Source organism: Paractinoplanes deccanensis (genome assembly GCF_016862115.1).
In the GTDB taxonomy this organism is placed as follows: Bacteria; Actinomycetota; Actinomycetes; order Mycobacteriales; family Micromonosporaceae; genus Actinoplanes; species Actinoplanes deccanensis.
Window position 1 is genome coordinate 39,781 of the sequence record NZ_BOMI01000021.1, and the last position, 25,860, is coordinate 65,640.

Sequence of the window (25,860 nt, forward strand, 5' to 3'; positions counted from 1 at the left end):
ACCGCATGCCGCAAGCCCTCACGCGAGTCCTTACGCGAGCCCCCACGCGAGCCCTCACGCGAGAACGAACGTTCTATCTACTTCAAGGGCGCTCCGCCGTCGCGCTCGTTCCGCTCGTTCCGGCGCGGGTCCTCGCGCGAGAACGAACGTTCTATCTACCTAACGGGCGCTACGCCGCCGCGGCTGTGTCGCTCGTTCTCGCGGGGGCGCTTCGGCGAGAACGAACGTTCTATCTACCTCGGGGTCGTGGCGCCGTCGCCGCACTTCCTCTCGTCCTCACCGCCGCGCTCCTGGGCGGCTGCGGCGCGGCGGAGCCCGAAACCCCGCCGGCGCCGCCGAGCGCCGTCTCCTCGCCCGGGCTGAGCGCCGTCTCCTCGTCCGGGCTGAGCGCCGTCTCCTCGTCCGGGCCGAGTGCCGTCTCCCCGTCCGGGCCGAGTGCCGCCGCCGGGTCCGCCGCCGCGACCCGCCGGTTTGCCGAGCTGGAACGCCGCTTCGGCGCGCGCCTCGGCGTGTACGCGATCGACACGGGAACCGGCCGCACCGTCACCCACCGTGCGGACGAGCGTTTCGCGCACGCGTCCACCTTCAAGGCCCTGCTCGCCGGGATGCTGCTGCGCGACCTGCCCGACGCGGATCTGCGGCGCGTCATCACGTACAGCACATCGGATCTGCTCGAATGGGCCCCCGTCACGTCGCGGCACGTCGCCTCCGGCATGACGGTCGACGCCCTCATCGCCGCCGCCGTGCAGCACAGCGACAACACGGCCGCCAACCTGCTGCTCGACGAGATCGGCGGCCCGAAGGGCCTGGAGCGCGAGCTGCGCCGGATCGGGGACCGCACGACCAACGTCAACCGCACCGAGCCGACCCTCAACCAGGCGACACCGGGCGACGACCGAGACACGAGTACGCCGCGCGCGCTCGGCACCGACCTGCGCCTGCTCGCTCTCGGCGACGTCCTGCCCGAGCCCCGCCGCCGGAAGCTGAACGACCTGCTGCTCGGCAACACGACCGGCGACACCTCCATCCGCGCCGGCGTGCCCGCCGGTTGGCAGGTCGGCGACAAGACCGGCAGCGGCGGTTACGGCACCCGCAACGACATCGCCGTCGTCCGCCCGCCCACCGGCGGCCCACTGATCATCGCCATCCAGTCCGACCGCGGCGTGCCGGACGCGCCCTCGGCCGACTCGCTGATCGCCGACGCGACCCGGGCCACCATCGCGGCGCTGCGCTGACCGGGGGCCGCCGCGGCCGATCGTCGCGGGCGGCCCCGGCCTCAGGCGGCCGGGAGCGCGGAGTACGGGTGGACCGCGATCCGCATCGGCGGCTCGGCCAGCAGGCCGATGATCTCGTCGCGCAGCTCGTCGGCGAGGGGGCTGTTCTCGTACGCGTCCTTGGCCTCGCCGGACTTGAAGACCTCCATGTTCCAGAGCACGTCCGGGTCGTCGTCCTCGCGGGCGATGATGAACCGGTCGGAGGAGCCCGACTTCTCCATGCCGGCGGTCGCCAGCTCGAACAACTTGTCACCGAGGCCGGGCTTGGCGCGCATCTTGATGATGTACGCGGGCTGGTCCTGAAGTGCCATGTCCCTCTCCCTTCGCTTCTCCGAACACCGTTCGGGGTACGTTTGCTAACGTACACCCGGACCACCCCTTCCAGGGCCAGGAGTGAGATTGCCGACGGACCACGAGAAAGGCTCACGGGGCCTCATCTGGGCTCGCCCGGAACGGGCCGCGAAGGGGCCCGCCCCGTCGCGCAGCCGCGGGCAGATCGCCGAGGCCGCCGTCGCCCTGGCGGACGCGGAAGGGCTCGACGCCGTCTCGATGCGCAAGGTCGCCGCCGCGCTCGGGATCGGGACGGCGTCGCTGTACGGCTACGTCGCCGGCAAGGACGAGCTCTACGACCTCATGGTCGACCGGGTCGAGGGCGAGGACGGCCCGCCGCCACCGCCCAGCGGGGACTGGCGCGCCGACCTGTCCGGGATGGCCCACAAGATCCGCGGTTCGATCCTGCGCCACCCCTGGATGGCGAGCGTCGCCGCGGAGCGGCCCAGCTTCGGGCCGAACTCCTTGGCGTGGAACGAATACGGCCTGGCCGCGCTGGATGATCTCGGGCTCACGATCGACGAGATGCTCATCGCGAGCGAGATCGTGCAGGCCTTCGTGCGCGGCTTCGCCACGCGGGAGCTCGCCGAGCAGCAGGCCCTTCAGCGGGCCGGCCTCGACGCCGAGGAGTGGGGACGGGTGCTCGCCCCGTACGTGGAATCGGTGGAGCGCAGCGGCGACTATCCGCGCTTCTCTCGCGTCGTGCGCGATGCGCATGTCCCGCATGCCCCGGACCGGCAGGACCTGATCTTCGCCACCGGCCTCGGCCACATCCTCGACGGTCTGCTCAAGCGGTGACGTGGCCGGCTTGGAAGCCGGCGACGAGCGCGTCGACCATGTAGCGGTAGCTCTCGCCGACGTCGCGGCTGAGCCCGAACCCGCCGGCGGCCTCCAGGGTGGCGAAGCCGTGCAGGGCGGCGCGCAGCGCGCGGGCGGCGTCGACGGAGCGCGACTCGGGCAGGCCGAAGCCGGCCAGGACGTCGAACAGGATCTGGACGGACTCGTCGGACACGCGCTGGTCCTCCTCGTCGCCGGCCTCGGGGGCGCGCAGGCTCGCGGCGTAGCGGCCGGGATGATCGAGGACCCATCGGCGGAACGCGGCGGCGAAGGCGTGCACCGCGCCGGGGCCCGACTGACCGACGGCCGCCCGGGCCAGCGCGACGGCGAACTCCTGTTTGGCGCGGATGCCGATGCCGCGGCGAAGGGCGTCGAGCGACTCGACGTGCTTGTAGAGCGACGGCGTGCGCACGCCCAGCCGCTCCGCCAGCAGGCCCATGGTCAAGTTGTCCAGGCCGACCTCGTCGGCGAGCTCGGCGCCGGCCTCGATGACCGCGGCCGGAGCGAGTCCTGCCCTGGGCATGGCACACCGCCTCAACTAGTTGCGTTAGCTACTGGCTAACCATATTAGCCTAGCGTCGCAGGACGGCGGAGAAGATCTCGGCGCGCCGCGTCAGCGGCAGCGATGCCGGCTCGATGACACCGTGCACGCCGGCCACGTTGGTGACGGCGGCGACGAGGAAGGCGATCGTCCACGGGTCGCCGGTGATGCCGAGCCGGGCGGCGTTGTCGCGGATGATCTCGGTCACCGAGGTCAGCAGCCGGTGCCGATTGGCGCGGTAGACCGCGGCGGCCTCCTCGTCGGTGGTGGCCAGGACGGCGAACTCGGCGAGCAGCACGTGCCAGCGCTCCTCGTCGAGCGAGAGGCGGGCCATCCGCCGGGCGACGTCGTCGAGGGTGAGGTCGGCGGCCATGATGCCCTGGACGCTGTCGACGATCAGGGCGGTGATGCGCTGGTCGAGCAGCTCGGCGAAGAGCTCCTGCTTCGAGCCGAAGTTGGAGTAGACCGCGCCCTTGGTGTAGCCGGCGCGGGTGGCGATCGCCTCGAGCCGGGTCGCCGCGTACCCCCTGGTCTGGAACTCCTCGGCGGCCGCGGCGAGCAGATCGCTGCGGACGTCCTCGCGGCGTGGTCGCCGGCGCTCCGGAGCGGAACGGCGCTGATCGGAACGGCTCTGTGGCATTTCAGACAATCCTGGCCCCTTGCTGTTTCGATACCGCGGGTATTCACTCGATACCGACGGTACTGAAACGACCTTACCCAGGTCAGGCACGAGGAGCCACCATGCTCGCTGGACGTCTCAACGTTTACGCCGGAAGCTTCGCGCTCGAGGAGATCGCCGAACCGCACGCCGGGCCCGGCCAGGTGCGCATCGCGGTCAAGGCGGCCGGCGTCTGCCTCTCCGACGTGCACCTCATCCAGGGCATCATCAAGCCGTTCCTGCTGCGCGGCGACACGGTGACCCTCGGGCACGAGACGGCCGGCGTCATCGACGAGATCGGCGACGGGGTCACCGGCCTCAGCGTCGGGCAGCGGGTGCTGCTCCAGGCCGGCGAGGAGCGTGACGGCACCGTCTTCACCCGCGGCGTCGACTACGACGGCGGCTGGGCCGAGCACGCGGTCGCCACCGCCGACACGGTCGTGCCGCTGCCCGACAGCCTCCCGTTCGAGCAGGCGTGCTTCATCCCGGACGCCGTCTCGACCCCGTGGGCGGCGATCACCGCGACCGCCGCCGTGGCGCCGGCCCGCCCCGTGGGCGTGTGGGGCGTCGGCGGCCTCGGCGCGCACGCGGTCCAGCTGCTGCGCACGGTCGGCGCGGCCCCGATCATCGCGATCGACCCGCTGCCCGCCGCCCGCGAGCGCGCCCTCGACTTCGGGGCCGACCTGGCCCTCGACCCGGCCGACCCGATCTTCGGCACCCGCATCGCCGACGCGACCCGCGGCCGCGGCCTCGCGTACGCGTTCGATTTCGCCGGCGTCGCCCCGGTGCGCGAGCAGGCCGCCAAGAGCCTGGCCCGCGAGGGGCAGCTGATCCTCGCCGGCCTCACCGACCAGCCGCTCACGATCACCGACGGCACCCACTTCAGCTACCTCAAGCAGCAGATCCGCGGCCACTACGGCTCGTCCCCCGAGCACGTCGTCGAACTGCTCGACCTGGTCGCCGCCGGCCGCGTGGAGTTCTCCCGCTCGGTCAGCGCCACGCTGCCCCTCGCCGAGGCCGCCGAGGCGGTCCGCCGCCTGGACGCCAAGGAGGGCAACCCGATCCGCCTGGTCCTCGTCCCCTGACAGTGCCTGGCCCTGGCACTCCCAGGAAGGAAGGTGCGATGGTTGCGCCGCGCCGGGTGACGAACCATTCGAGGCATGACACAACAGCGAGTTCTCGTCACCGGCGGCTCGGGGTTCATCGCCGGTCACTGCATCCTTCAGCTGCTCGAACAGGGCTACCTCGTGCGGACCACCGTCCGGTCGCCGAGCCGTGAGGCGGCCGTCCGGTCCGCGCTCCGCGGTGCGGGCATGGTGAACGGCGACGCGCTGAGCTTCGCCGCCGCCGATCTCACCGAGGACGCCGGGTGGGCGGGCGCCGTGGCCGGCGTGGACTTCGTGCTGCACGTCGCGTCGCCCGTACGGCCGGGGCATGTCGACAACCCGGACGACCTGATCGTCCCGGCGCGTGAGGGCACCCTGCGGGTGTTGCGCGCCGCCCGGGACGCCGGCGTGAAGCGGGTCGTCCTCACCTCGGCGTTCCACGCGGCCGGCTGGGGTCACCCGCGCGGCGACCACGTCTTCACCGAGGACGACTGGACCGTCGTCGACGGGCCGGGCGTCGACGCGTACGGCGCGAGCAAGACCCTCGCCGAACGCGCGGCCTGGGACTTCGTCCGCGCCGAGGGCGGCGCGACGGAGCTCGCCACGACGCTTCCGGTCGCCGTGATGGGGCCGGTCATCGGCGGCGAGGTCTCCGGCGCCAACAACATCGTCAAGAGGCTGCTCGACGGCGACATCCCCGGCTACCCCGACCTCTACTTCCCGATCGTCGACGTGCGCGACGTCGCCGCGGCGCACATCCTGGCGATGACGGCCGACGGCGCCGCCGGCGAGCGCTTCCTGCTCTCCAACGGCCCCGCGGTCCCGATGCGCGAGATCGGCGCCCTCATCAAGGCGCGCCTCGGCGCGGCCGCCGCCAAGGTCCCGACCCGCAAGATCCCGGACCTGGCCGTACGGGCGGGCGCCCGCTTCTCGCCGCAGATGCGCGAGATCGCGCCCGACCTGGGCTACGCGAGGCGGACGTCCAACGAGAAGGCCCGCCGGGTGCTGGGCTGGCAGCCGCGCGACCCCCGGGAGGCGATCGTCGCCGCCGCCGAGAGCCTCAGCTCTCGAACAGCCGGCGCGCGCTGAGCCAGATCGCCCACGGGTTGACGCGGTCGGGGTAGCGCCTCTTCAGCCCGTGGAAGAAGCTCGTGGCGTCCGCCGACCGGTCGAGCACTTCAGCCGCCGCGTCGAGGTAGCGGCGAGTCTCGCCGATGTCGGACGGCAGGTCCGGACGCCGGACGTCCTTGTGCGAGGCCACCACGAAGCCCGGCCGGAGGGCCTCGACCGCGTCGAGGGCCCGGTGCCAGGCGTCCAGGCCGCCGTCGCGGACCTCGCCGACGAACTGGTGCACGTTATTGTAGACGACGTCACCGGCAACGACCAGATCCAGCGCCGGTACGTGGAGCACGCTGGTGTCGTCGGTGTCGGAGTGGCCCACCTCGTGGGCGTACAGCTCGTGCCCGTCGAGCATCAGGCCGCCGGCCGGGAAGACCGAGCCGTGCACCGTCACGGGCGGTTCGGGCAACGCGTCGCCGAGAAGTTCCGATAGCGGTCGGAGACGGCGCCGCCGGGAGTCTCCCGGGCGATGCGTGCGAGGACCGCCTCGGTCGCGACCACCGTCGCGTCCGGGAACCGGCGCAGCAGGTGATTGGTGGTCGGGAAGTGATCGGCGTGCGCGTGCGTGAGGTAGATGTAGCGCAACGCGACCGCACGCCCGACCTGCTCGACGCGCCCGCACTCGCCTCCGCCTCCGCCCGCCTCGTCCTCGACCCCGGCGGCGGTGTCCGGCTCGACGACGGCTCCGGTGACATCGCCGCGCACGCGGGCCGCATCCTGCTCGCGGTCCACGACGCCCAGCTGACCGGCGCGTGGCAGCGCATGAAGCTGTGCCGCAACCCCGAGTGCGAGGTCGCCTTCTGGGACAGCTCCCGCAACACCAGCGGCGTCTGGCACGACGTGCGCACGTGCGGCAACGTCGCCAACCTCCGCAAGTCCCGCGCCCGGCGCGCCGCCAGGGCCGCGGAGTGAACGCGCTGCTCAGCCCTGCGTGATCAGGCCGGTCACCAGGATGCCCATCGCGGCGACGAAGGCGTCCCGGGTGTTCGCCTCGCGCATCGCGCCGGCCGTGGCGGCCAGGGCGGGCAGCTTGCCGGGGTCGATGCGGCTCACCGCGATCGAGCGCTGCGTCGGCTGGCGTGGGGCCAGGCGCGGGTGCGCGTCGAGGATCTCGCCGATCATCAGGTGCCAGCAGGAGCGGAAGGCGCGGGCGGCCTGGTGCGGGCCGAGGCCGGCGTCGAGCAGGTCGGCCAGGCAGGCGTCGCTGAACGGGAAGGCGTTCTCGGCGACGAGCTCGCCCTGGATGAGCACCTGAAGCACCCAGGAGCTGCCGGCCATGTAGTCGTGCGCGGCGGCGAAGCGGGTGAGCAGCCGCTCCTTCGGGGTCGCGCCCGGCACGTCGACGGGCAGGCCGGCGGCGATGCTCTCGAGGATGGCCAGCAGCAGCGCGTCGCGGTCGGCGATGTGCCGGTAGAGCGAGGTCGCCGCCGTGTCCAGCTCGGCCGCGACGGCCCGCATGGTGAGGGCGTCGAGGCCGTCGCGCTCGATCAGCCGGCGTCCCGCCTCGACGATCAGCTCCGGGGTCAGCCCGGGCCGGGGACGTGCGCGCGGCGGCATGGAGAGATCTTCGCACAGGGTAGAAGTTAGGTAAGCCTTACGCGTACATTGTTCGCGTCGGATGCGAACACTGTACGCGTAGGGAGAGCCATGTCTCGAACACCGCACCCCGCCCTCGTGCTGGCCGCCGCCTGCGTCTGTCAAGCGCTGGTCGTCCTGGACGTCACCCTGGTCAACGTGGCGCTGCCGTCGGTCGCCGCCGACCTCGGCTTCACGCCCGCCGGCCTGTCCTGGGTGGTCAACGCCTACACGCTCGCGCTCGGCGGGCTGCTGCTGCTCGGCGGCCGGTTCGCCGACCTGGTCGGGCATCGCGCCGCGATGTTCTCCGGGCTCGGCCTGTTCGGCGCCGCCTCGGTCCTCGGCGGGCTGGCCCAGTCGCCCGGGGAGCTGATCGCCGCCCGGGCCGCGCAGGGCGTCGCCGGTGCGGTGCTCGCGCCGCTGAGCCTCACCGTCATCATGGTGACCTTCCCGGAAGGCACGGCCCGGTCCCGGGCGATCGGCGTCTGGTCGATGGTCGCCGCCGGCGGCAGCGCGCTCGGGGTTCTGCTCGGCGGTGCCCTCACCCAGGGCCTGTCGTGGCGGTGGGTGCTGCTGATCAACGTGCCGATCGCCCTGGCCGCGCTGCTGCTCGCCGCCTTCTCGGTGCGCGGCACGCGCACCTCACCCGCCGGCCGCCTCGACGTCGCCGGCGCGGTGCTGGTCACCGCGGCGGTGACGGCCCTGGTGCACGGCACCATCCAGGCCGCCGAGCGCGGCTGGGGCTCGGCCGCCGCGCTGTCGTCGTTCGCGGTCGCCCTGCTCGCCGGCGCCGCCTTCGCCGGGTGGGAGCTGCGCGTGGCGCCGGCGCCCCTGGTGCGCTTCGGGGTGCTGCGCAGCCGCCCGGTGTGGGTGGCCAACGTGATCGTCCTGTTTCTCGGGGGCACGACCGTCGCCGGCTTCTACTTCGCCTCGCTCTACCTGCAGGACGTGCTGCACTACACGCCGCTGCGGGCCGGGGCCGCCTTCCTGCCGTTCTGCCTCGGCACGGTGGTGGGCGCGATGTCCTCCGGCCCGCTCACCGGGCGGCTCGGCGCCCGTGCCGTCATGACCGGTGGCCTGGTCCTCGGCGCGGCCGGCATGGTCCTGTTCAGCCGCGCGGACGCGGACTCCACCTTCCTGGACGGGTTCCTGCTGCCGTCCGTGCTCGCGTCGATCGGCATCGGCTGGTGCATGGTGGCGAACACGACGCTGGCCACCACCGGCGCCGCGCCCGGCGAGGCGGGTCTGGTCAGCGGCCTGCTCAACGCCGGACGGCAGATCGGCGGCAGCCTGTCGCTGGCCGTCCTGACCACCGTGGCCCTCGCCGCGGCCGAGCACTCCGGCGCCACCAGCCTCGCGGGCGCCCGCGCCGCCGGCTACAGCCGGGCCTTTTTGGTAACCGCGGGCTTCGTGCTGGTCGCCGCGCTGGTCGCGGCCGCGGCGACACCCTCCGTGACGTCCTCGGTGCGGAAGGCGAAGCAGGTGGCGCTGCGTCAGTAGCCGGTGCCGGTCTTGACCCGGCTGCGGTCGTGCGGGTGCAGGGTCCCCTTCTCGGCCAGAACCTGGCAGGCGGCCGCGATGTCGTCGGCGAGCGTCTCGACCATGCTGTGCCCGAGGGTGAGCTTCACCAGCGCTCGCATGATCTTGATGTGGTCGGCCTTGGGCGGGAGCGTGTAGGCGGGGACCATCCAGCCTCGCTCGGCGGCCAGCTGGGACGCCACGTCGAACTCGTCGTAGTTGTGGTCGCCGGCGAGCTGGAAGGCCACCAGCGGCAGCTGCTCCTCCTTCTCGGAGCCGATGATCCGGAAGTCGCCGATGGCGGCGATCCGCTCGGCGAGGTGGCGCGCGTTGGCCTGCATGGTCTCCATGATGTAGCGGTAGCCTTCGTGGCCGAAGCGGACGAAGTTGTAGTACTGGGCCAGGACCATCGAGGAGCCGGTGGAGAAGTTCAGCGTGAAGGTGGCGTCCCGCTTGCCCAGGTAGTTCTCGTAGAAGACGAGGTCGTCCGGAAGGTCGCCGCGCTCCCGGAAGATCAGCCAGCCGATCCCCGGGTAGACGAGCCCGAACTTGTGGCCGGAGACGTTGATCGAGCGCACCCGGGAGAGCCGGAAGTCCCACTCGCTGTCCGGGTAGAGGAACGGCCAGACGAAGCCGCCGCTGGCCGCGTCGACGTGGATGGGCACGTCGAGGCCGCGTTCCTCGTTCAGGCGTACGAGCAGGTCGTTGATCCCGGCGATGTCGTCGGCGTGCCCGGTGAACGTGGTGCCCAGGACCGCGGCGACGCCGATGGTGTTCTCGTCCACGTGCGGCTCCACGTCCGCCGGGCCGATCACGTACTTGTCGGGCTGGAGCGCGATGATGCGCGGTTCGACCTCGAAGTAGCGGCAGAACTTCTCCCACACCACGTGCACGTCGCCGCCGAACACCAGGTTGGGGCGCGTCGTGTCCTTGCCGGCCGCCTCCCGCCGGGCGCGCCACTTCCACTTCAGCGAGAGGGCACCCAGCATGATCGCCTCCGAGGAGCCCTGGGTGCGGGTGCCGGTCGTCTCCCCGGGCGCGTGGAAGAGGTCGGCGAGCATCCGGATGCACCGCTGCTCGATCTCCGCCGTCCGCGGGTACTCGGCGTGGTCGATGTAGTTGCGGTGCAGGTTCTCCGCGACGACCCGCTGCGCCTCGGGCTCCATCCACGTGGTCACGAACGTGGCCAGGTTGCGCATCGGAAGGCCGTCGAGCAGCAGTTCCTCGCCGAGCAGGCGCATCGCGTCCACCGCGCGCATCCCGTGCCGGGGCAGCCGGTGGTCGGGTGCGGGCTCGAGGAGGAACCGGTTGCCGTACTCCCGGGCGAGGGCATCGAGATCGCTCATCACCGGGCTGGGGTACTCGCCAGAGGTCATGCGCTCCAACGTCGCCTCGGCACCGGCCCCGCACATCATCTGCCCAGGGTGAAACTTCCCCGATCTCGAAGGTCCCTAGGCTGGGGGCATGAAGGTTCTGTCCATCCAGTCGGCGGTCGCCTGGGGCCACGTCGGCAACTCCGCGGCCGTGTTCCCGCTCCAGCGCATCGGTGTCGAGGTCGTCCCGGTCTACACCGTCAACTTCTCCAACCACACGGGCTACGGCGCCTGGCGGGGGCCGCTCATCTCGCCCTCGGACGTCGCCGAGGTGCTGCTCGGCGTGGAGGATCGGGGCGTCTTCCCGCAGATCGACGCCGTGCTCTCCGGCTATCAGGGCGGCGTGGGCATCGGCGACGTCATCGTCGACGCGGTGCGCCGGGTGAAGGCGGCCAACCCCGCGGCGGTGTACGCGTGCGACCCGGTCATGGGCAACGCCAAGTCCGGCTGCTTCGTCGCGCCCGAGATCCCCGTGCTGCTGCGCGACCGGGTCGTGCCGGTGGCCGACATCATCACGCCGAACCAGTTCGAGCTGGGCTTCCTCACCGGCACCGAGCCGGCGACCGTCGAGTCGACGCTCGCCTCGGCCGACCTGGCCCGCGAGATGGGCCCCTCGACCGTGCTGGTCACGAGCGTGGAGCGTCCCGACCGCGAGGAGGGCACGATCGAGATGCTGGTGGTCGACGCCGCCGGCGCGTGGATCGTGACCACCCCGCACCTGCCCTTCAAGGCGAACGGATCCGGCGACGTCACGGCGGCGCTGTTCACGGCCCACTACGTCGCCACCAACGACGCCGCGGTGGCGCTGGAGCGTACGGCCTCGAGCGTCTTCGACCTGATCGAGACCACCTATCGGTCCGGGCAGCGGGAGCTCCAGCTGGTGGAGGCGCAGGAGTTCTACGCCTCGCCGCGCATGCAGTTCCGGGCGAAGCAGGTGCGCTGAGCCGGCCGGCCGAGTCAGCGTCGTCCCAGAAGCTCCTCGCGTTCCCGGTCCGGGATCGTCATCGACTCGGCCAGCAAGGCGGCGAGCGCGTCCACGTGGGCCCTGTCGACGTCGGCCGGGAAGAGCCACCGGATGTTCTCGTCGCGCGTGATCAGGTCGATCGCCTCTCGATTCGGCGCGGTCCGGACATACCGGATCAGGTCGATCGGAACGTCCTGGCGGATCTCACCCTGTTCGAGGAACGCGGTGGCCTTGGCCGTGAGGACGCGGCGATCGGTGACGGCGACCAGATCCTTGCCCGCCATCTTGTCCTTGGCGCCCAGCAGCCCTTTCGCGCCGCCGACGAGCGATTTCCCGCCGCCGGGCTGATCGGGGAAGCCGAGGACTCGTACCGTCTCGCCGTCCTCGAGGAACCAGCGCAGGATGCGGAGGCTCGGTCCGGGCTCCAGCGAAGCGGGTGCGCAGAAGACCTCCGGAGCCTCCAGCGCAGGGATCGGCGGATGGAGGGCGTCGGCGAGCGGCTCGAGCGCCTCCAGCAGGCGGGCGGAGGTCTGCCGCGCCGCGTTCGCGTCCTTCCGCATCCCCGGCAGCGCCAGGGTGTCGCGCCCCGGCAGCTCGGCGATGATGCGCAGCTCCCGGGCCAGCGCGTCGACGAGCCGCGTCGCCTCGGCGAGGGCCGACTTGAGCTCCTCGCCGGTGTCCCGCGCGATGGCGTCGACGAGCCGGGCCTCGGCAGGGTCGCCGGCGCCGGCGGCCCGCGCCCGCGCGGCGTGCAGCGCCTGGTAGCCGGTCCACGCCTTGACCGAGGACAGCAGGGCGTGGGCGTCGAAGAGAATCGCCTCGGCGTTCGTCTCCAGGTATTCCCGGCGGGCACGGCGATCGAGCCGGTGGACCTGCCGGATGTGGTTGTCGACGTTCAGCCGGTACAGGTCACGCTGCTTGCGCAGAGCCGCCTCGCTGCCCGCGACGCTGTCCCACAGGGACGCCGGAACCGATTCGATCTCGCGCGCCTTGTCGACGGCGCGATCGATGGTGGTGACGAGCGCCGTCAGCTCGGCCCACTGCTCGTGGCGGACGGTCGTGAGCACCTGGCTGGTCAGCGCGATGTTGGTGCGGGTCAGGCCGGTGATCTCGCTGAGCTGCATCTGCATCGCGACCATGGCGAGCGCCGGCCCGATGGCGGCCACCGTCTGCGCCACCCCCACCGCGGACACCGGGATGAAGCGAGCCTGCGCGACGATGCGGCCGTTCGCGAAGATCGCTCCGAGGTTCGCGCCGTCCTTGACGGCGAGCGTGCCGCCGGCCTTCAGCAGGGCCATCGTCGCGTCGGTGACCCGGTAGAGCCCCTGCGCGCCGGCGACGGCGTTGCCGAGGTTGCCGGCGACCGTCGCGGTGGTGCCGATCGAGGCGAGGGCCGCGGAGATCCGGTCGCGATCACCGGCCGGCACGAGACCGAAGTCGATGAGGTCGACCCTCAGCTCCGGCGGAACTTCGCCGAAGACGACAGCGATTCCCGGCAGCACCTCCGCCAGGACGGTCGATGCCTCCGCCGAGTCGCCGTCCGGCTCGGGTGTGGTGTCCTGCATTCGATCTCCTCGCTCGGCATTGCTCGCCGATCAAACCTAGGGTGCGACCGCCGTGGCCGGTGCCGGTCATTCGTCGCTGATGTCGCAGCCGTACGGCGGAGCGTCGCGCTTACCGCCGGCCGCCCCGCGAAAATATGGCGGGAGCGCTCCCAAGCGGAGCCGGGCCGTGCCATTATCGATTGACACGTGTCAATGGAATCGCGGAGAGGCCCGGCATGAAGCTCAGCCGCATCCTGCTCGTCCTGGTCCTGGCGCTCGCCGGGGGTGGTCTGGCCGGCGCGCCGTCGGTGGCGGCGCCCGGGCACCGGGTCAGCTACGACAAGCACTCGCTGATGGTGGACGGCCGGCGCGTGCTGGTGCAGGCCGCCGAGTTCCACTACTTCCGGCTGCCCAGCCCGGACCTGTGGCGCGACATCCTCGAGAAGGAGAAGGCGGCCGGCTTCAACGCCGTCTCGGTCTACTTCGACTGGGCGTACCACTCGCCCGCGCCGGGGGTCTACGACTTCACCGGGGTGCGCGACGTGGACCGGTTGCTGCGCACGGCCGAGCAGGCCGGGCTGTACGTGATCGCGCGGCCCGGCCCGTACATCAACGCCGAGACCACCGGCGGCGGCTTCCCGGGCTGGCTCAAGCTCGTGCCCGGCCGCGCCCGGAGCAGCGCGCCGGGCTACACCGCCGCCTACCGTGACTGGCTCGGGCACATCAACCCGATCATCGCGCGGCATCAGGTGACCCGCGGCGGGCCGGTGCTGCTCTACAACGTCGAGAACGAGTACGCGGTGAACACCGACCCCGCGTACATGCAGGATCTGCAGGACACCGCCCGCGCGCACGGCATCGACGTGCCGATCACCACGAACCTCTGCTGTGACGCGGCGTCGTGGACCTCCACCTGGGCGTCCGGCCCCGGCGCCGTGCAGATCCCGGGCGTGGACGACTATCCGCAATCGTTCGACTGCGGCAACGCCGCCACGGTCTGGGGCCCGTGGGGTGCCGGCATCACGGAGCGGGTGCGCGACGACGCGCCGGTCTTCGCGGCCGAGTACCAGGCCGGCGCGATCGACGTGAACAACGCCGGGTACGAGGCGTGCCGGGAGCTCACCGGGGTGGCGTACACCCGCTACTTCCAGAAGAGCAACCTGATCGCCGGCGGGGCCACGGCGTTCAGCTACTACATGGGTTTCGGCGGCACGAACTGGGGCTGGCTGGCCCAGCCCAACGACACCTACACGTCGTACGACTACGGCGCCGCCATCACCGAGGGCCGGCAGCTCACCGCGAAGTACGACGAGTACAAGCGGCAGGGCTACTTCCTGCACGCCGTCGCCGGCTCGCTCACCCGCACCGACCCGGCGCCCGCGCCCACGGCGGCCGGGCTCGAGACCCTCGCGCGGGCCAACCCCGACGACGGCACCCAGTTCGTCCTGGTGCGCAACCCGGGGACGGCGGCCGTGTCCAGCACCCTCCAGTGGGGACGGTATGCCCTCCCGGTGACGCTTCTCGGGCGCGACGCCAAGGTGCTCACCGGCGGCTACCGGCAGTTCGCCGCGTCCACCTCCGAGATTCTGACGCACGAGACGATCGGCGGGCGCGACATCGCGGTGCTCTACGGCAACGAGGGCACGCCGGGCGCGACAGTGCTGCGCTACCCGTCCCGGCCGCGGGTGACCGTGCTCGACGGCCGGGTCACCTCGGCCTTCGACGCCACCCACGGCGACCTGCGGCTCGACTACACGCACACCGGGCCGGCCCGGGTGCTGATCGAGGGCGGGGGACACCGGCCGTTGCTGCTGATGCTCGGCACCGCCGAGGCCGCGGCGTCGTTCTGGCGGGCGGACACCAGCGCGGGCCCGGTCCTGGTGCGCGGCACGGCACTGCTGCGCTCGGCCACCGCGACGCCGGGCTCCGTGGCGCTGCGCGCCGACACCGCCGCCGCCGGACCGGTCGAGGTCTTCACGGCCGGGCGCGCGGTGACCGTCAACGGCGAACGGGTCGCCAGCCGGCCCACCCCGAGCGGATCCCTGCTCGGCCACCTGCCCGGGCCACGCCCGGTCGCCCTGCCGGCGCTCACCGGCTGGCGCGGGCACGCCGAGGCGCCCGAGGCCGCGCCCGGCTTCGACGACTCCCGATGGACCGTCGCCGCGAAGACCACCAGCCTCAGCCCGTTCGCCCCGATCACCCTGCCGGTGCTGTTCAGCGACGAGTACGGCTTCCACACCGGCAGCGTCTGGTACCGGGGACGGTTCACCGCCACCGGTGCCGAGACGTCCGTGTCGCTCAACGCGATCACCGGCCGGCGGGGCAACTACCTGGTCTGGCTGAACGGCCGCTACCTCGGCTCGGCGGCCGGCGGCGTGCAGGCCGACTCGGACGCGCCCGCCAACCCGGCGCCCGGGCCGGGCACGTTCGGCGTACCGCCCGGCCTGCTCGAACCCGGCAAGCCGGCCGTGCTGTCCGTGCTGGTGCAGAACATGGGCCACAACGACGACTGGACCGCCGACGACAACCGGTTCCGGCAGCCCCGCGGCCTGGTCGGCGCCCGCATCGACGGCTCGGCGGCCCCGGTCACCTGGCGCCTCCAGGGCACCGCGGCGATCGACCCGGCGCGCGGCGCCCTCAACAACGGCGGCCTCTACGGCGAGCGGGCCGGCTGGAGCCTGCCCGGATACGCCGACCGCGGCTGGCCGCCCGCCGGCTCCACCGTGCCCGCCGGCGTCACCTGGCTGCGCACCGCCTTCCGGCTCGACCTGCCGCACGGGCAGGACACGTCGGTGGCGCTGCGCTTCCCCGGCACGCCCCCGGCCGGCTACCGGGCCATCGTCTACCTGAACGGGTGGCAGCTCGGCCAGTACGGCGCCGCCATCGGCCCGCAGACCGACTTCGTCCTGCCGGCCGGCCTGCTGCGCCAGGACGGGCGCAACACCCTGGCCATCGCCGTCATCGCCACCACCCCGAGCACCGTCACCACTCCGAGCCTGACCGTCGTGGGCCGGCATCGCGGCGGCGTGCCGGTGCGCGACGTGCCGGCCGCTGTCTCCCCCCTTCGTGCCGCTGTGACGTGACCGGCTCATCCAGCCGTGACGCCGCGACGAACTGGTCCCAGAAGCGGCCGCCCGGCCGCGGTTTCGAGGGGGAGACACTGGATGGGACCGAGCAAGGAACGGCTCAAGCGCATGGCGATGAGCTCGGGGCTCGCGGTGGCGGTCGTCGCCGCGATCGCGACCGGGATGGCCGCCACCGGCGACGGGGATCGCCGGGCCGAGGTGCCGGCGACGGTGCAGGTGAACCGCACCGGCTCCGCCGCTGTCGCCGGTGACTCGAGCGGCGGCGGCCACGCCGTGACGTATGTACCCGTCGGCGGCACGACCGGTTGTTGCCCGTAAGCCGGCCGGCACGGCCCGGCCGGTCAGCCCGGCGGGGCCGTGCCGCGCGCACGTATCCGTTCGCGGGCCGGGAGCCTCTGTCCACAGTGCGACAGCGAGCGACCGGACAGGAGCGGGCGAGATGTTTGCGATCTGTATCCGAGAGCCCGGCGGGCCCGAGGTGCTCGCCTGGACCGCGGTGCCCGATCCGCGGGTCCGGGCGGGCGAGGTGCTCATCGACATCACGGCCGGTGGGGTCAACCGCGGCGATCTGCTCCAGCGGACCGGACACTACGATCCGCCGCCGGGCAGCCCGCCGTACCCCGGGCTCGAATGCTCCGGCCGGATCGCGGCCGTCGGCGCGGGCGTGCGCGGATGGCGTCCCGGTGACGAGGTCTGCGCGCTGCTGGCCGGTGGCGGATACGCCGAGAAGGTGGCCGTACCGGCCGGACAGGTGTTGCCGGTGCCCAAGGGCGTCGGACTGGCCGAGGCGGCGGCGCTGCCCGAGGTGGCGTGCACGGTGTGGGTGAACCTGGTCCGGCACGCCCGGCTGCGGGCCGGCGAGACGCTGCTCGTCCACGGCGGCGGCAGCGGGATCGGCACCTTCGCCCTCCAGTTCGCCGCCGCGCTGGGCGCGCGGGTGCTCACCACCGCCCGGCCCGTCAAGCACGAGGCCCTGCGCGGTCTGGGCGCCGAGGTGACCATCGACTACACCACCGAGGACTTCGCCGCCGCGGTGCTGCGGGCCACCGGCGGCCGCGGCGCCGACGTGATCCTCGACATCCTCGGCGGCGGCTGCCTGGACCGCAACGTGCGGGCGCTGGCCGTCGGCGGCCGGCTGGTGGTCATCGGGTTGCAGCGTGGCCGCCGCGGCGAGCTGGACCTCAGCGAGCTTCTGGCCCGGCGGGCCACGGTGACGGCGACCGCGCTGCGCGGGCGGCCCGCGGCCGAGAAGGCCGCGATCGTGCGGGGAACCCGGGACGACGTCTGGCCGCTGGTGGAGTCCGGCGCGATCCGGCCCGTGGTGGACCGGGTGTTGCCGATGACCGAGGCGGCCCGCGCCCATCAGGTGCTGGCCGCCGGGGAGCACATCGGCAAGGTGCTGTTGCTCACCGGGCCGGGCCGGGGCTGACGCTGTATCCCTCGCCGAACCCCCGAGATCTGTCTCTGTGCCCGGGCGCGGCGCCCGCGCGCAACGTATCTCAGGGAGGCGCAATTGCGGCACCACCGACGGATCCTGCTGTCCACCGTGTCCTCGGACGCGCACACCTGGAACCTCGTCTACCTGCAGATGCTGCTGGAGGAGCACGGCTGCACGGTCACCAACCTCGGGCCCTGCGTGCCGGACGACGTGCTGGTGCGAGCCGCCCGGGAGGAGCAGCCCGACGCCATCGTCATCAGCTCGGTGAACGGGCACGGCCACATCGACGGCGCCCGCGTGATGCGGGCGCTGCGCCGGGACCCGGGCACGCGGCACCTGCCGGCGGTGATCGGCGGCAAGCTGGGCATCGGGGGCACCGCCGACGAGGACCACGCCGCCGCGTTGCTGGCGGCGGGGTTCGACGTGGTGTTCCCCGATTCCGCCGACGCCGCCGCGCTGCCGGAGATCCTCGACGGCCTCGCCGCCGGTTCGGCACGCGAGGCCGTGCTCGCCGGTGGTGCCCGGTGAAGCGGGCGTCCCGGATCGGCCTGGGCGCCTACGTCGCCGCGGCCCGGGGGACGCTGGTGGTCCAGCCGCGGATGGGCATGGGCGACCCCGCGGCGATGGCCGCCGCGGTGCGGGCGGTCGCCGCTCTGCCGGCCCGCACGGCGGCCACCATCACGTTGGACAGCTACACCCGGGTGGGCGACCACCGGGGCGCGCGGCGGGCGCTCGCCGCCGGTGAGCGGCTCAACGGCTTCCCCCTGGTGGCACACGGCCCCGCGGTGACCGCGCGGGTGGCGGACCCGGCCGGGCCCGGCGTGCCGGTGCAGGTCCGGCACGGCTCCGCGCGGCCCGGCAGGATCTTCGCCACGATGGCCACCGCGGGACTCTGCGACACCGAGGGCGGACCGGTGTCGTACTGCCTGCCGTACGGCCGCATCCCGCTGGCGGAGTCCGTCGCCTGCTGGGCCGAGGCCACCGAGGAACTGGCGGCCGCCTGCGCGGCCCAGGGCCTGCGTGCCCACCTGGAGACCTTCGGCGGCTGCCTGCTCGGCCAGCTGAGCCCGCCGTCGTTGCTGGTGGCGATGAGCGTGCTGGAGGCGCTGTTCTTCGCCCGGCACGGGATCACCAGCGTCTCGCTGAGCTACGCGCAGCAGACCGACGCGGTGCAGGACGTGGAGGCGCTCGCCGCGCTGCGGCACCTCGCCGGTGAGCTGCTGCCCGCCGGCCTGGACTGGCACGTGGTGCTCTACACCTACATGGGCGTGTACCCGCGTACCGCGCCGGGGGCCTGGCGTCTGCTCGGCGACAGTGCGGAGATCGCGGTGAGCGGTGGCGCGGAGCGGCTCATCGTGAAGACGGTGGCCGAGGCGCACCGGATCGCGACGGTGGGGGAGAACCTCGCCGCCCTGGTGCACGCCTCCCGGACCGCGGAGCGCGCGTACCGGCACTGCGCCCTTCCCCGGATCGGCCAGGTGGACTACGCGCAGGTGCTGGACGAGGCGCGGGCGCTGATCGAGGCGGTGCTCGGGCTCGCCGACGACGTCGGGCGGGGCCTGCTGCGGGCGTTCGCCGGGGGCCTGCTGGACGTCCCGTTCTGCCTGCACCGCGACAATCGCGGGCTGACCCGGGGCACGATCGACGCCGGCGGCCGGCTGGTGTGGGCGAAGACCGGACGGCTGCCGTTGCCGGCGTCCGCACGGCCGCGGATCCACCGGATGACCTCCACGGACCTGCTGAGCCTGCTCAGCCATGTGGCGGACCGCCAGGACGGACGCGGCCGCTAGCCGAACGCCCCCGCGGCGCGCAGCGCGGCGACCCCCTCGCCGGAGAGCCCCAGCAGCGTGCGCAGCAGCGGGCCGGTGTCGGCGCCGAGAGCGGGCGCCGCCGTGTCCGCCGGCCGCGCGTCGCCGACCCGCACCGCGGTCGCCGGCAACCGCAGCCGGCCCCAGTGCGGGTGGGGCAGATCGACCAGCATGTCGCGGGCGGCGCAGTACGGATCCTCCAGCGCCTCGGCCACGGTCCGCACCGGCGAACAGGGGACGCCGTGCTCCTTCAGGACCTTCACCCAATGTGCGGTCTCGGCCGTGGCGAACACATCGTCGAGCGCCGCCATCAGGTCGTCACGGTGGCGCAGGCGTGCCTCCATGTCGCGGTACCGCTCGTCCTCGGCCAGGCCGGGCCGGCCCACCGCAACGGTCAGCCGGCGCCAGAAGTGCTCCTTGGCGCAGGCGACGACGAGCCAGCCGTCGGCGGTGGGAAAGGCGCCGAAGGGAATCACGGACGGATGCGACGAGTGCCGCGTCGGCAGGGCCGGCACGTCGCCGTTGAGATGCCAGGCGGCCGGGTAGGTCAGCATGGAGACCGCCGCGTCGTACAGGCTCAGATCGCAGTCGCAGCCCCGGCCGGTGCGCCGGGCGGCGTGCACCGCCGCGGTCAGCGACAACGCGGCGACCAGGCCGCCGATGTAGTCGACCAGCGAGAGCCCCGACTTGGCCGGCGGGCCGTCCGGCTCACCGGTGAGGTGCATCCAGCCGGTCTCGGCCTGCAGGACGTAGTCGTACCCGGGCTCCGCCTCCCGGCTGCCCCGGCCGAAGGCGGACAGGTTGGCGCAGACGATCCTCGGGTTGTGCGCGGCCAGGTCGGCGTAGCACAGCCCGAGCTTGCCCGGGACGTCGGCGCGCAGGTTGCTGAAGACCACGTCGCTGACCGCCACCAGCCGGGCGAAGACCGCGCGGCCGCTGTCGTTGGCCAGGTCCAGCGCGATGCTGCGCTTGCCGCGGTTGAAGGTCTGGAAGAACACGCTGTCGCCCTCGGTGCGCATCGGCGCGATCCGCCGGGAGATCTCCCCGCCGGTGGCCGGGTCCTCGATCTTGATCACCTCGGCGCCGAGGTCCACCAGGTGCAGCGTGCCGAACGGGCCGGCGCCGTACTGTTCGATGGCGAGGATCCGGATGTCCTCGAGCGGTTTCATGCGCCCTCCAGCTGAGCGATCGGGGCCGGCGCGACCTGGGCCAGCGCCAGCCGCATCTCGTTGCGGACGATCGACAGGCCCTCGTCGACGCCCATGCCGGGCTTGGCGAGGACCAGCTCCGCGCCGCAGGCCAGCGCCACCTGGGCGCACACCTGCGCGGAGCCGGCGGTCTCGTTGCTGGAGCCGCCGCAGTAGCCGGCCACCCCGTGCCGCCGGCAGGCGAGCAGCGCCTCGACCGTCCGGTCGAGGCCGCCCAGGTCCGGTGTCTTCACGTGGATCATGTCGACGCAGCCCGCGGCGGCGAACGCCAGTACGTCGGGCAGCGTGTTGCACCACTCGTCGGCGACCAGCTCCACCCGGCCGCGCAGCGACCGCCGCAGGGCGGCCAGCGTCTCGATCTGCCGGTCGCGGTCGCCGGCGTCCACGGGATGCTCGACGCGCAGGCGGTACGGCGCCGCGGCGGCCGCGAGGGTGAGCAGGTACCTGGCGACGCGATCCACTGTGCCGAACGCCTCGCCCACCGTGCCGTACACGTCGAAGTGCAGGACCGGGCGGTACGGCCCGGCCGGCCCGGCCAGCTCGGTTATCCGGCCGCTGAGCCAGCGCACCAGGTCCAGCAGCTTCTCGCCGCGCCGTCCGAGGCAGGCGTCGACGTTGTTCACCAGACCGTGCGGCAGCGCGTCCGCCCGCTTGAGGATCATCCGGTCGGCCGCCGCCCGGGGCGTCTCGCCGCTCTGCGCGAGCACCGGAACCGTACGCGACGGCACCGGCAGACCCCACTCGTCGACGATCACCCCGGCGATCGGCCTGCGCCGCGCCGACGCCACCGCGCGCACCAGGGCCTGGCTCGCGCCGTAGGCCAGCCAGGGCGGCAGGGCGAGGGCGGCGAGCACTTCGCTGAGCCCACGAAAGCTCGCCACCTCCCGCCCCACCAGCGCCGGGCGCAGCACGGTGCCGACGAGCCGGGCGCCGTCCACCGCCGACATCGGCGCAGCCCGCCCCGCCACCCCCGAATACTGCACCCCGGCGCAGTCACCGGTGAGAACGACGCCGTCGTCCAACCGGACGAGGACGGTCAGCGCCTGGCCCGGCTCGCGGATCTCCCGGAAACCGGGAGTCAGGGGACGGCCCCGGTAGCGGAAGCCGTCGCGCCGGGCGCCGGCCCGGACAGCCGCCTGGTCGTCGACGAAGTAGGCGGCCTCGGTGGCGACGGACGTGACGTCCCAGATTCGTGGTGGCACAAGACATCCCCGTCGAGCGATCCGGCAAGCGTCTGGACACCGGACAGAGCCGCGCCGGCGTGGCCCGGATACACGGCGCGGAACCGCGGACGGGCGGGTGTACTCGCCGCCGCCGGCGGGAGGTCTGTACCGGTGAGCCGCAGACGTTTCGGCGCGGCGCGAGCAGCGAGGAGTCCCGACCATGCGATTCGACGGCGGCCTGGGCGTCAAGGCGGTCAGCACCTGGATCCCCACGACGACCGAGAAGGCGGCGGACGTGGCCCGCGCGGGCCGGATCGATCAGGAGACCGTGGAGCGGCTGGGCGTCCACGAGCTTCCGGTCTCCGGCCGGCTGGCGCCGCCCGAGATGGCGGTGCGGGCGGCCCGGAAGGCGCTGGCGCGGGCCGGCTGGGAGCCGGAGCGGGTCGGCATGCTGGTCCACGCGTGGGTGTACCACCAGGGCTACGACAAGTGGGCCGCGCCGCACTACATCGCCAACCAGCTGGGCCTGCGGCCGGAGGCGCTGCCGGTCGGAATCCACGAGCTCTGCAACGGGGGGACGACCGCGCTCTACATGGCGGCCGCCAATCTCGTCGCGGACGAGCGGCTGCCGGGGGCGCTCGTCACCACGGCGGACCGGTACGGCGCACCGGTCTGGGATCGCTGGCTGACCCACACCGACATCGGCTACGGCGACGGGGCCACCGCGGCTCTGTTGCATCGGCGCGACGGCAGCGACGACGCCTTGGTGCTGTTGTCGCTGACCCATTCCTCGGCGAGCCTGCTGGAGGGTCTGGAGCGGGGCGACGCCGCGTTCACCCGGGCGCCCCTGGCCGGCCGGGACAACCTGAACAGCGGGGTGCAGCGCCGGCAGTTCTACGACAGGTACGGCAAGGAGAGCCTCGGTGAGGCAGCCCGCCGCAACGTCCGCGCCACCCTGGAGCAGGCCCTGGACGAGGCCGGCCTGGCCGCCGACGACCCGCGCATCCGCTACGTCCTGGTGCCGCGGGTGAGCCCCCGGCTGACCGAGCTGATGTACGCCGGCGTGGTGGCGAGCGATCTGAAGGCCGAGCTGGTCTGGCTCGGCGCGCACACCGGGCATCTCGGCGCGGGCGACATGCCGGCCAACATGGCCGATCTGGTGGAGCGGCGGATGCTCCGGCCGGGCGAGTTCGCCGTCGTCGCGGGCGCGGGCGGCGGTTTCACCTGGGCGACCGCGATCGTCCAGGCCCCCGGGCGGTGACCCGCTCAGTCGGCCGCGATGGTCGAGGCCAGGGTGCTCAGCGCGATGCGGTCCCGGTGCCCGGTCTTGGTGATCAGGCTGGCGACATGCTTCTCGACGGTACGGGGTGACAGGTGCAGCCGGCCGGCGATCTCCCGGTTGCCGAGCCGGTTCGCGAGCAGGAGCAGGACCTCGTACTCCCGGACGGTGACGCCGGCGCCGCGCAGCTCCGGCGGTATGCGCCCCACGCCGTCACGCCGCTGGGCGACCGGGGCGCCGGCCCGCCGCAGCAGCGCCCGGCACGCGCCGGCGATCGCGGGGACGCCCTCGGCGTGGAAGTGCTCCTCGGCGCGGCGTAGCCACGGCACCGGCGTCCCCCACCCGTCGGCGAGCGCCGCCTCACCGACCAGGCGCAGTCCCAGGTGGCGGCTCATCGGGTAGGGCTCGGCGACCCGCATCGCCTCGGCGACGAGCGACGCCGCGTCGGCGGGCCTGCCGGAGCGGCCGGTCAGGACGGCCCGGGCCAGCAGCGCGAACTGCCGGTTCCACCGCAGCTCGCTGGTCGGCTCCGCGCTGACCGCCTGGCATTCCGCCCGGTCCAGGTCGCCGGAGACGGCCCGCAGCAGCAGGTCGAGGCCCTGCCGGCCGGACAGGTAGAAGATGTTCGGGGTCTCGTCCTCGGCGGCGAGCGCCCGGTCCAGGTCCTTGCGCGCCTGAGCCCTGTTCTCCTCCAGGAGCGCGCAGAACGCCCGGGCCAGGCCGTGGATCCGCGGCGTGTGCTGGCGGGGGTCGCCGTCCCAGCCGCGGAACTCCGCCAGCGCGGCGTTCATCGCCCGCCGCCGTCCCCGGTGCGCGGCCAGGACGATGCGGAGCAGCAGCACGTAGTGCACGGTCTCCAGCAGCTTCAGCCGGCCGGCGGCGGCCAGGACCTGGCCGCTCAGCGTTTCGGCGGTGGCGACGTCACCGCGCAGGACGGCCTGCAGGGCGATGCTCGCCTCGGCCTGGTAGCCGGCGTTCACCGCGCCGACCCGCAGCGCCTCCTGCCGGGCCTGCTCCAGCCGGCGCAGGCTGCCGTCGCGCAGCGCGTCGTCGTTGCCGAGCCGGACCAGGGCGTGGATCTCCCAGATCGGCAGGTGGTACTGGACGGCGATCGAGCGGGACCGCTCCAGGCAGGCGGTCGCCTCGGCCAGGTCCTTGCGCCGGGTGATGGCACCCAGCAACTGCCACGCCTGGCAGGCGACGACCGGCAACGGCGCCGCCTCCGCCACCGGCGCCGCGCGGCGGGCCATCTCCTCGGCGTCGCGCAACTGGTCCGGCCCGGGCAGGTCCAGCATCAGGTGGGCGGCGATCACGTCGAGGGGCGCGAGCTGTTCGGCGGTGGCGCCGGGGCCGAGCAGCGTCCGCGCGATGCCGACCTGGGCCAGTCCCTCCGCCGAGCGTCCCGCGACGTTGAGCGACCAGGCCAGCCTGATGTGCAGCTGGGCCCGGCGGTCGCGGTCCAGGCCGCTGCCGATCTCGTCGAGCGCGCTCACCGAGGCGAGGGCCCGCTCCACCAGGCCGGCCTCGGCCAGGGCGTAGAGCAGGTGCTCCACCGTGTCGGCGCGCGCCGCGGCGTCGCCCTCGGCGAGCAGGCCGAGCGCGCGGTCGAGGAGGGTGACCGCGGAGCCGGCGGCTCCCTGGGCGAGGGCTCGCCGCCCGGCCTCGGCGAACAGGCGCCCGGCGGCGGCCGGTTCGTCGGCGTGCAGCCGCAGCGTGGCCGCGATCTGGCACCATTCGCCGGGCAGCCCCGCGAAGACCGTCGCGACCGCGTCGGCGGTGCGCCGGGCCAGGCGGATCCGCTCGTCCGGGGCGAGCAGCGAGAGCAGCGACTCGGCGATCAGCGGATGCTGGAAGGCGTACCAGTCCGGCGCCTGGTCGTCCGGGACGACCAGCTGGGCGGCGATCTCGCAGTGCAGGTGGCCGAGCAGGTCCCGGTCGGGCAGCCCGGTGACCGCCTGCACGACGGTGAGCGGGAACCGGCGCCCGAGGATGGCGGCGACCGCCAGGAGCTCGCGCAGCCGGGGCTCCGCCCGGTCGATCCGGCGGGCCACGCTGCGCGTGAGCGAGGCGGGCAGCCGGGTCCGCGCGTCGCCCGCGGCCCGCCAGCCCTCCGCGCCGCGCACCAGCAGCCCGCCGGCGACCATGCCGTGGAGCAGCTCCTCGACCAGCAGCGGGTTGCCGGCGCTGTCCTCCCAGAGCCGGTCCGCCACCGGCTCCGGCACCTCGCCGGGGCCGGCGCCGAGGCACGAGGCGGCCAGCCGGCGCACGTCGTCGCGGCCGAGGCGCTCCAGTTCCACCAGCGTCCCGGTGCCCCGCTGGGCGGCCGAGCGGGCCAGGTCGAGCGCGGCGCACGGCTCGGCGCGCACGGTGCAGAGCAGCAGGGCCGGGACCGGCTGGTGGCCGAGATTGTCCATCAGGTACTCGACGACGGCCAGGCTTTCCGCGTCGGCGTCCTGCAGGTCGTCGAGGACCATCAGGCAGCCGCCCGCCCGGCCGGCCAGACCGGCCAGCCGCAGCACCGCCTCGGCGAGCACCACCAGCGAGCCGCTGTCCGGGCCGTCCGCGGCCGTGCCCCAGTCCGGGATCAGCCGGCCCAGGACCGGGCGGTAGGGCCCCAGCTCGGCGGCGTCGATCGGGACGCCCGCGCGGGGCAGCGACAGCAGCGCCTCGGTGAGCGACCGGAACGGCACGGTCGGCCCGATGGCGCTGCCGCGCCCGCGCATCGTCGTCATGCCGGTGGCGGCCGCCCGCTCGGCCGCCGCGGCGGCCAGCCGGGACTTGCCTATCCCGCCCTCGCCCACCAGGAACACCGCGCTGCCGCGCCCGGAGCGGGCCGCCTCCAGGGCCTGCTCCACCGCCTGGATCTCGTCGTCCCTGCCCACCATCGCCGGCGCTCGGGTCCGCATGGTGGCCGAGAGTACCGCCGGACCGTGGCCGGGAGCCCGATCCGCCCGAAAGGCGACAGGGCGGCGGCCCCCGGACGGGGCCATGCGTGGAACCTACCCATCTTCCGCGGGGCGCCGGCGGCTCGCCGTGGGT

24 protein-coding genes are annotated in these 25,860 nt (G+C 73.6%); 13 read left to right on the forward strand and 11 right to left on the reverse strand.

Annotated elements, in window-relative coordinates; translation table 11 throughout:
* The first annotated feature begins 359 nt into the window (after positions 1–359).
* Positions 360–1,235: a class A beta-lactamase gene (gene bla / locus Ade02nite_RS06540; RefSeq protein WP_379036171.1), complete on the forward strand. Its 876-nt coding sequence runs from the start codon at positions 360–362 to the stop codon at positions 1,233–1,235.
* Between the two features lie 41 nt (positions 1,236–1,276).
* Here bla and Ade02nite_RS06545 read toward each other — a convergent pair whose 3' ends face one another.
* Positions 1,277–1,585, reverse strand: a complete 309-nt coding sequence (locus tag Ade02nite_RS06545) for a putative quinol monooxygenase (protein WP_203760611.1) — start codon at positions 1,583–1,585, stop codon at positions 1,277–1,279.
* A gap of 88 nt (positions 1,586–1,673) precedes the next feature.
* Here Ade02nite_RS06545 and Ade02nite_RS06550 point away from each other — a divergent pair, with 88 nt between their 5' ends.
* Positions 1,674–2,402: a TetR/AcrR family transcriptional regulator gene (locus Ade02nite_RS06550; RefSeq protein WP_203760612.1), complete on the forward strand. Its 729-nt coding sequence runs from the start codon at positions 1,674–1,676 to the stop codon at positions 2,400–2,402.
* Here the strand turns inward: Ade02nite_RS06550 and Ade02nite_RS06555 are convergent.
* Together Ade02nite_RS06555 and Ade02nite_RS06560 are read right to left on the reverse strand one after the other, a co-directional pair.
* Positions 2,392–2,964, reverse strand: coding sequence for a TetR/AcrR family transcriptional regulator (locus Ade02nite_RS06555; protein ID WP_203760613.1), 573 nt, complete (start codon positions 2,962–2,964; stop codon positions 2,392–2,394). The two genes, Ade02nite_RS06550 and Ade02nite_RS06555, sit on opposite strands and share 11 nt — an antisense overlap.
* 49 nt (positions 2,965–3,013) lie before the next feature.
* Positions 3,014–3,622: a TetR/AcrR family transcriptional regulator gene (locus tag Ade02nite_RS06560; protein ID WP_203760614.1), complete on the reverse strand. Its 609-nt coding sequence runs from the start codon at positions 3,620–3,622 to the stop codon at positions 3,014–3,016.
* 101 nt (positions 3,623–3,723) lie between these two features.
* Between Ade02nite_RS06560 and Ade02nite_RS06565 the strand changes: the two genes are divergently transcribed.
* Both Ade02nite_RS06565 and Ade02nite_RS06570 read left to right on the forward strand, forming a co-directional pair.
* Positions 3,724–4,725 (forward strand): alcohol dehydrogenase catalytic domain-containing protein, encoded by a 1,002-nt coding sequence (locus tag Ade02nite_RS06565; RefSeq protein WP_203760615.1) that lies wholly within the window; start codon positions 3,724–3,726, stop codon positions 4,723–4,725.
* A gap of 75 nt (positions 4,726–4,800) precedes the next feature.
* Positions 4,801–5,835, forward strand: a complete 1,035-nt coding sequence (locus Ade02nite_RS06570; RefSeq protein WP_203760616.1) for an SDR family oxidoreductase — start codon at positions 4,801–4,803, stop codon at positions 5,833–5,835.
* Here Ade02nite_RS06570 and Ade02nite_RS06575 read toward each other — a convergent pair.
* Both Ade02nite_RS06575 and Ade02nite_RS06580 read right to left on the reverse strand, forming a co-directional pair.
* A complete protein-coding gene (locus tag Ade02nite_RS06575; RefSeq protein WP_203760617.1) occupies positions 5,807–6,259 on the reverse strand; it encodes an MBL fold metallo-hydrolase in 453 nt (150 codons plus the stop codon). The two genes, Ade02nite_RS06570 and Ade02nite_RS06575, sit on opposite strands and share 29 nt — an antisense overlap.
* Positions 6,256–6,450 (reverse strand): MBL fold metallo-hydrolase, encoded by a 195-nt coding sequence (locus Ade02nite_RS06580; RefSeq protein ID WP_203760618.1) that lies wholly within the window; start codon positions 6,448–6,450, stop codon positions 6,256–6,258. The genes Ade02nite_RS06575 and Ade02nite_RS06580 overlap by 4 nt, the downstream gene beginning before the upstream one ends.
* Here Ade02nite_RS06580 and Ade02nite_RS49110 point away from each other — a divergent pair.
* The gene (locus tag Ade02nite_RS49110; protein ID WP_239168585.1) at positions 6,427–6,777 is read left to right on the forward strand and encodes a CGNR zinc finger domain-containing protein; all 351 of its coding nucleotides are present in this window, start codon (positions 6,427–6,429) and stop codon (positions 6,775–6,777) included. The two genes, Ade02nite_RS06580 and Ade02nite_RS49110, sit on opposite strands and share 24 nt — an antisense overlap.
* Before the next feature lie 9 nt (positions 6,778–6,786).
* Here the strand turns inward: Ade02nite_RS49110 and Ade02nite_RS06590 are convergent, their stop codons facing one another.
* A complete protein-coding gene (locus tag Ade02nite_RS06590) occupies positions 6,787–7,422 on the reverse strand; it encodes a TetR/AcrR family transcriptional regulator (protein WP_203760619.1) in 636 nt (211 codons plus the stop codon).
* A 90-nt stretch (positions 7,423–7,512) separates the two neighbouring features.
* On the opposite strand from Ade02nite_RS06590, the gene Ade02nite_RS06595 reads away from it, so the two are divergent.
* Complete coding sequence (locus tag Ade02nite_RS06595) at positions 7,513–8,940, forward strand: MFS transporter (RefSeq protein ID WP_203760620.1); 1,428 nt, start codon at positions 7,513–7,515, stop codon at positions 8,938–8,940.
* Here Ade02nite_RS06595 and gad read toward each other — a convergent pair.
* Positions 8,934–10,334, reverse strand: coding sequence for a glutamate decarboxylase (gene gad, locus Ade02nite_RS06600; RefSeq protein ID WP_239168586.1), 1,401 nt, complete (start codon positions 10,332–10,334; stop codon positions 8,934–8,936). The genes Ade02nite_RS06595 and gad overlap by 7 nt on opposite strands.
* Before the next feature lie 88 nt (positions 10,335–10,422).
* On the opposite strand from gad, the gene pdxY reads away from it, so the two are divergent.
* Entirely contained in the window at positions 10,423–11,274 is an 852-nt protein-coding gene (pdxY, locus tag Ade02nite_RS06605) for a pyridoxal kinase PdxY (RefSeq protein WP_203760621.1), read from the forward strand.
* Positions 11,275–11,288: 14 nt separating this feature from the next.
* On the opposite strand, the gene Ade02nite_RS06610 is transcribed toward pdxY, so the two are convergent.
* Entirely contained in the window at positions 11,289–12,860 is a 1,572-nt protein-coding gene (locus tag Ade02nite_RS06610; RefSeq protein ID WP_203760622.1) for a hypothetical protein, read from the reverse strand.
* 215 nt (positions 12,861–13,075) lie between these two features.
* On the opposite strand from Ade02nite_RS06610, the gene Ade02nite_RS06615 reads away from it, so the two are divergent.
* The 5 genes from Ade02nite_RS06615 (at position 13,076) to Ade02nite_RS06635 (ending at position 19,153) form a co-directional block, all read left to right on the forward strand.
* Positions 13,076–15,922 carry a beta-galactosidase gene (locus Ade02nite_RS06615; RefSeq protein WP_203760623.1) on the forward strand — a complete coding sequence of 949 codons (2,847 nt, stop codon included), beginning with the start codon at positions 13,076–13,078 and terminating at the stop codon, positions 15,920–15,922.
* An 81-nt stretch (positions 15,923–16,003) separates the two neighbouring features.
* The gene (locus Ade02nite_RS06620; protein WP_203760624.1) at positions 16,004–16,243 is read left to right on the forward strand and encodes a hypothetical protein; all 240 of its coding nucleotides are present in this window, start codon (positions 16,004–16,006) and stop codon (positions 16,241–16,243) included.
* 121 nt (positions 16,244–16,364) lie between these two features.
* A complete protein-coding gene (locus Ade02nite_RS06625; protein ID WP_203760625.1) occupies positions 16,365–17,354 on the forward strand; it encodes an NAD(P)H-quinone oxidoreductase in 990 nt (329 codons plus the stop codon).
* An 84-nt stretch (positions 17,355–17,438) separates the two neighbouring features.
* Positions 17,439–17,891, forward strand: coding sequence for a cobalamin B12-binding domain-containing protein (locus Ade02nite_RS06630; protein WP_203760626.1), 453 nt, complete (start codon positions 17,439–17,441; stop codon positions 17,889–17,891).
* 71 nt (positions 17,892–17,962) lie between these two features.
* The gene (locus Ade02nite_RS06635; protein WP_203760782.1) at positions 17,963–19,153 is read left to right on the forward strand and encodes a methylaspartate mutase; all 1,191 of its coding nucleotides are present in this window, start codon (positions 17,963–17,965) and stop codon (positions 19,151–19,153) included.
* Here Ade02nite_RS06635 and Ade02nite_RS06640 read toward each other — a convergent pair.
* Positions 19,150–20,340 (reverse strand): CaiB/BaiF CoA transferase family protein, encoded by a 1,191-nt coding sequence (locus tag Ade02nite_RS06640; RefSeq protein WP_203760627.1) that lies wholly within the window; start codon positions 20,338–20,340, stop codon positions 19,150–19,152. The two genes, Ade02nite_RS06635 and Ade02nite_RS06640, sit on opposite strands and share 4 nt — an antisense overlap.
* Positions 20,337–21,581 (reverse strand): methylaspartate ammonia-lyase, encoded by a 1,245-nt coding sequence (locus Ade02nite_RS06645; protein WP_203760628.1) that lies wholly within the window; start codon positions 21,579–21,581, stop codon positions 20,337–20,339. Before Ade02nite_RS06645 ends, Ade02nite_RS06640 begins: the two co-directional genes overlap by 4 nt.
* Positions 21,582–21,762: 181 nt before the next feature.
* On the opposite strand from Ade02nite_RS06645, the gene Ade02nite_RS06650 reads away from it, so the two are divergent.
* Entirely contained in the window at positions 21,763–22,803 is a 1,041-nt protein-coding gene (locus Ade02nite_RS06650) for a 3-oxoacyl-[acyl-carrier-protein] synthase III C-terminal domain-containing protein (RefSeq protein WP_203760629.1), read from the forward strand.
* 5 nt (positions 22,804–22,808) lie between these two features.
* Here Ade02nite_RS06650 and Ade02nite_RS06655 read toward each other — a convergent pair whose 3' ends face one another.
* A complete protein-coding gene (locus Ade02nite_RS06655; protein WP_203760630.1) occupies positions 22,809–25,727 on the reverse strand; it encodes an ATP-binding protein in 2,919 nt (972 codons plus the stop codon).
* Between the last annotated feature and the right edge of the window lie 133 nt (positions 25,728–25,860).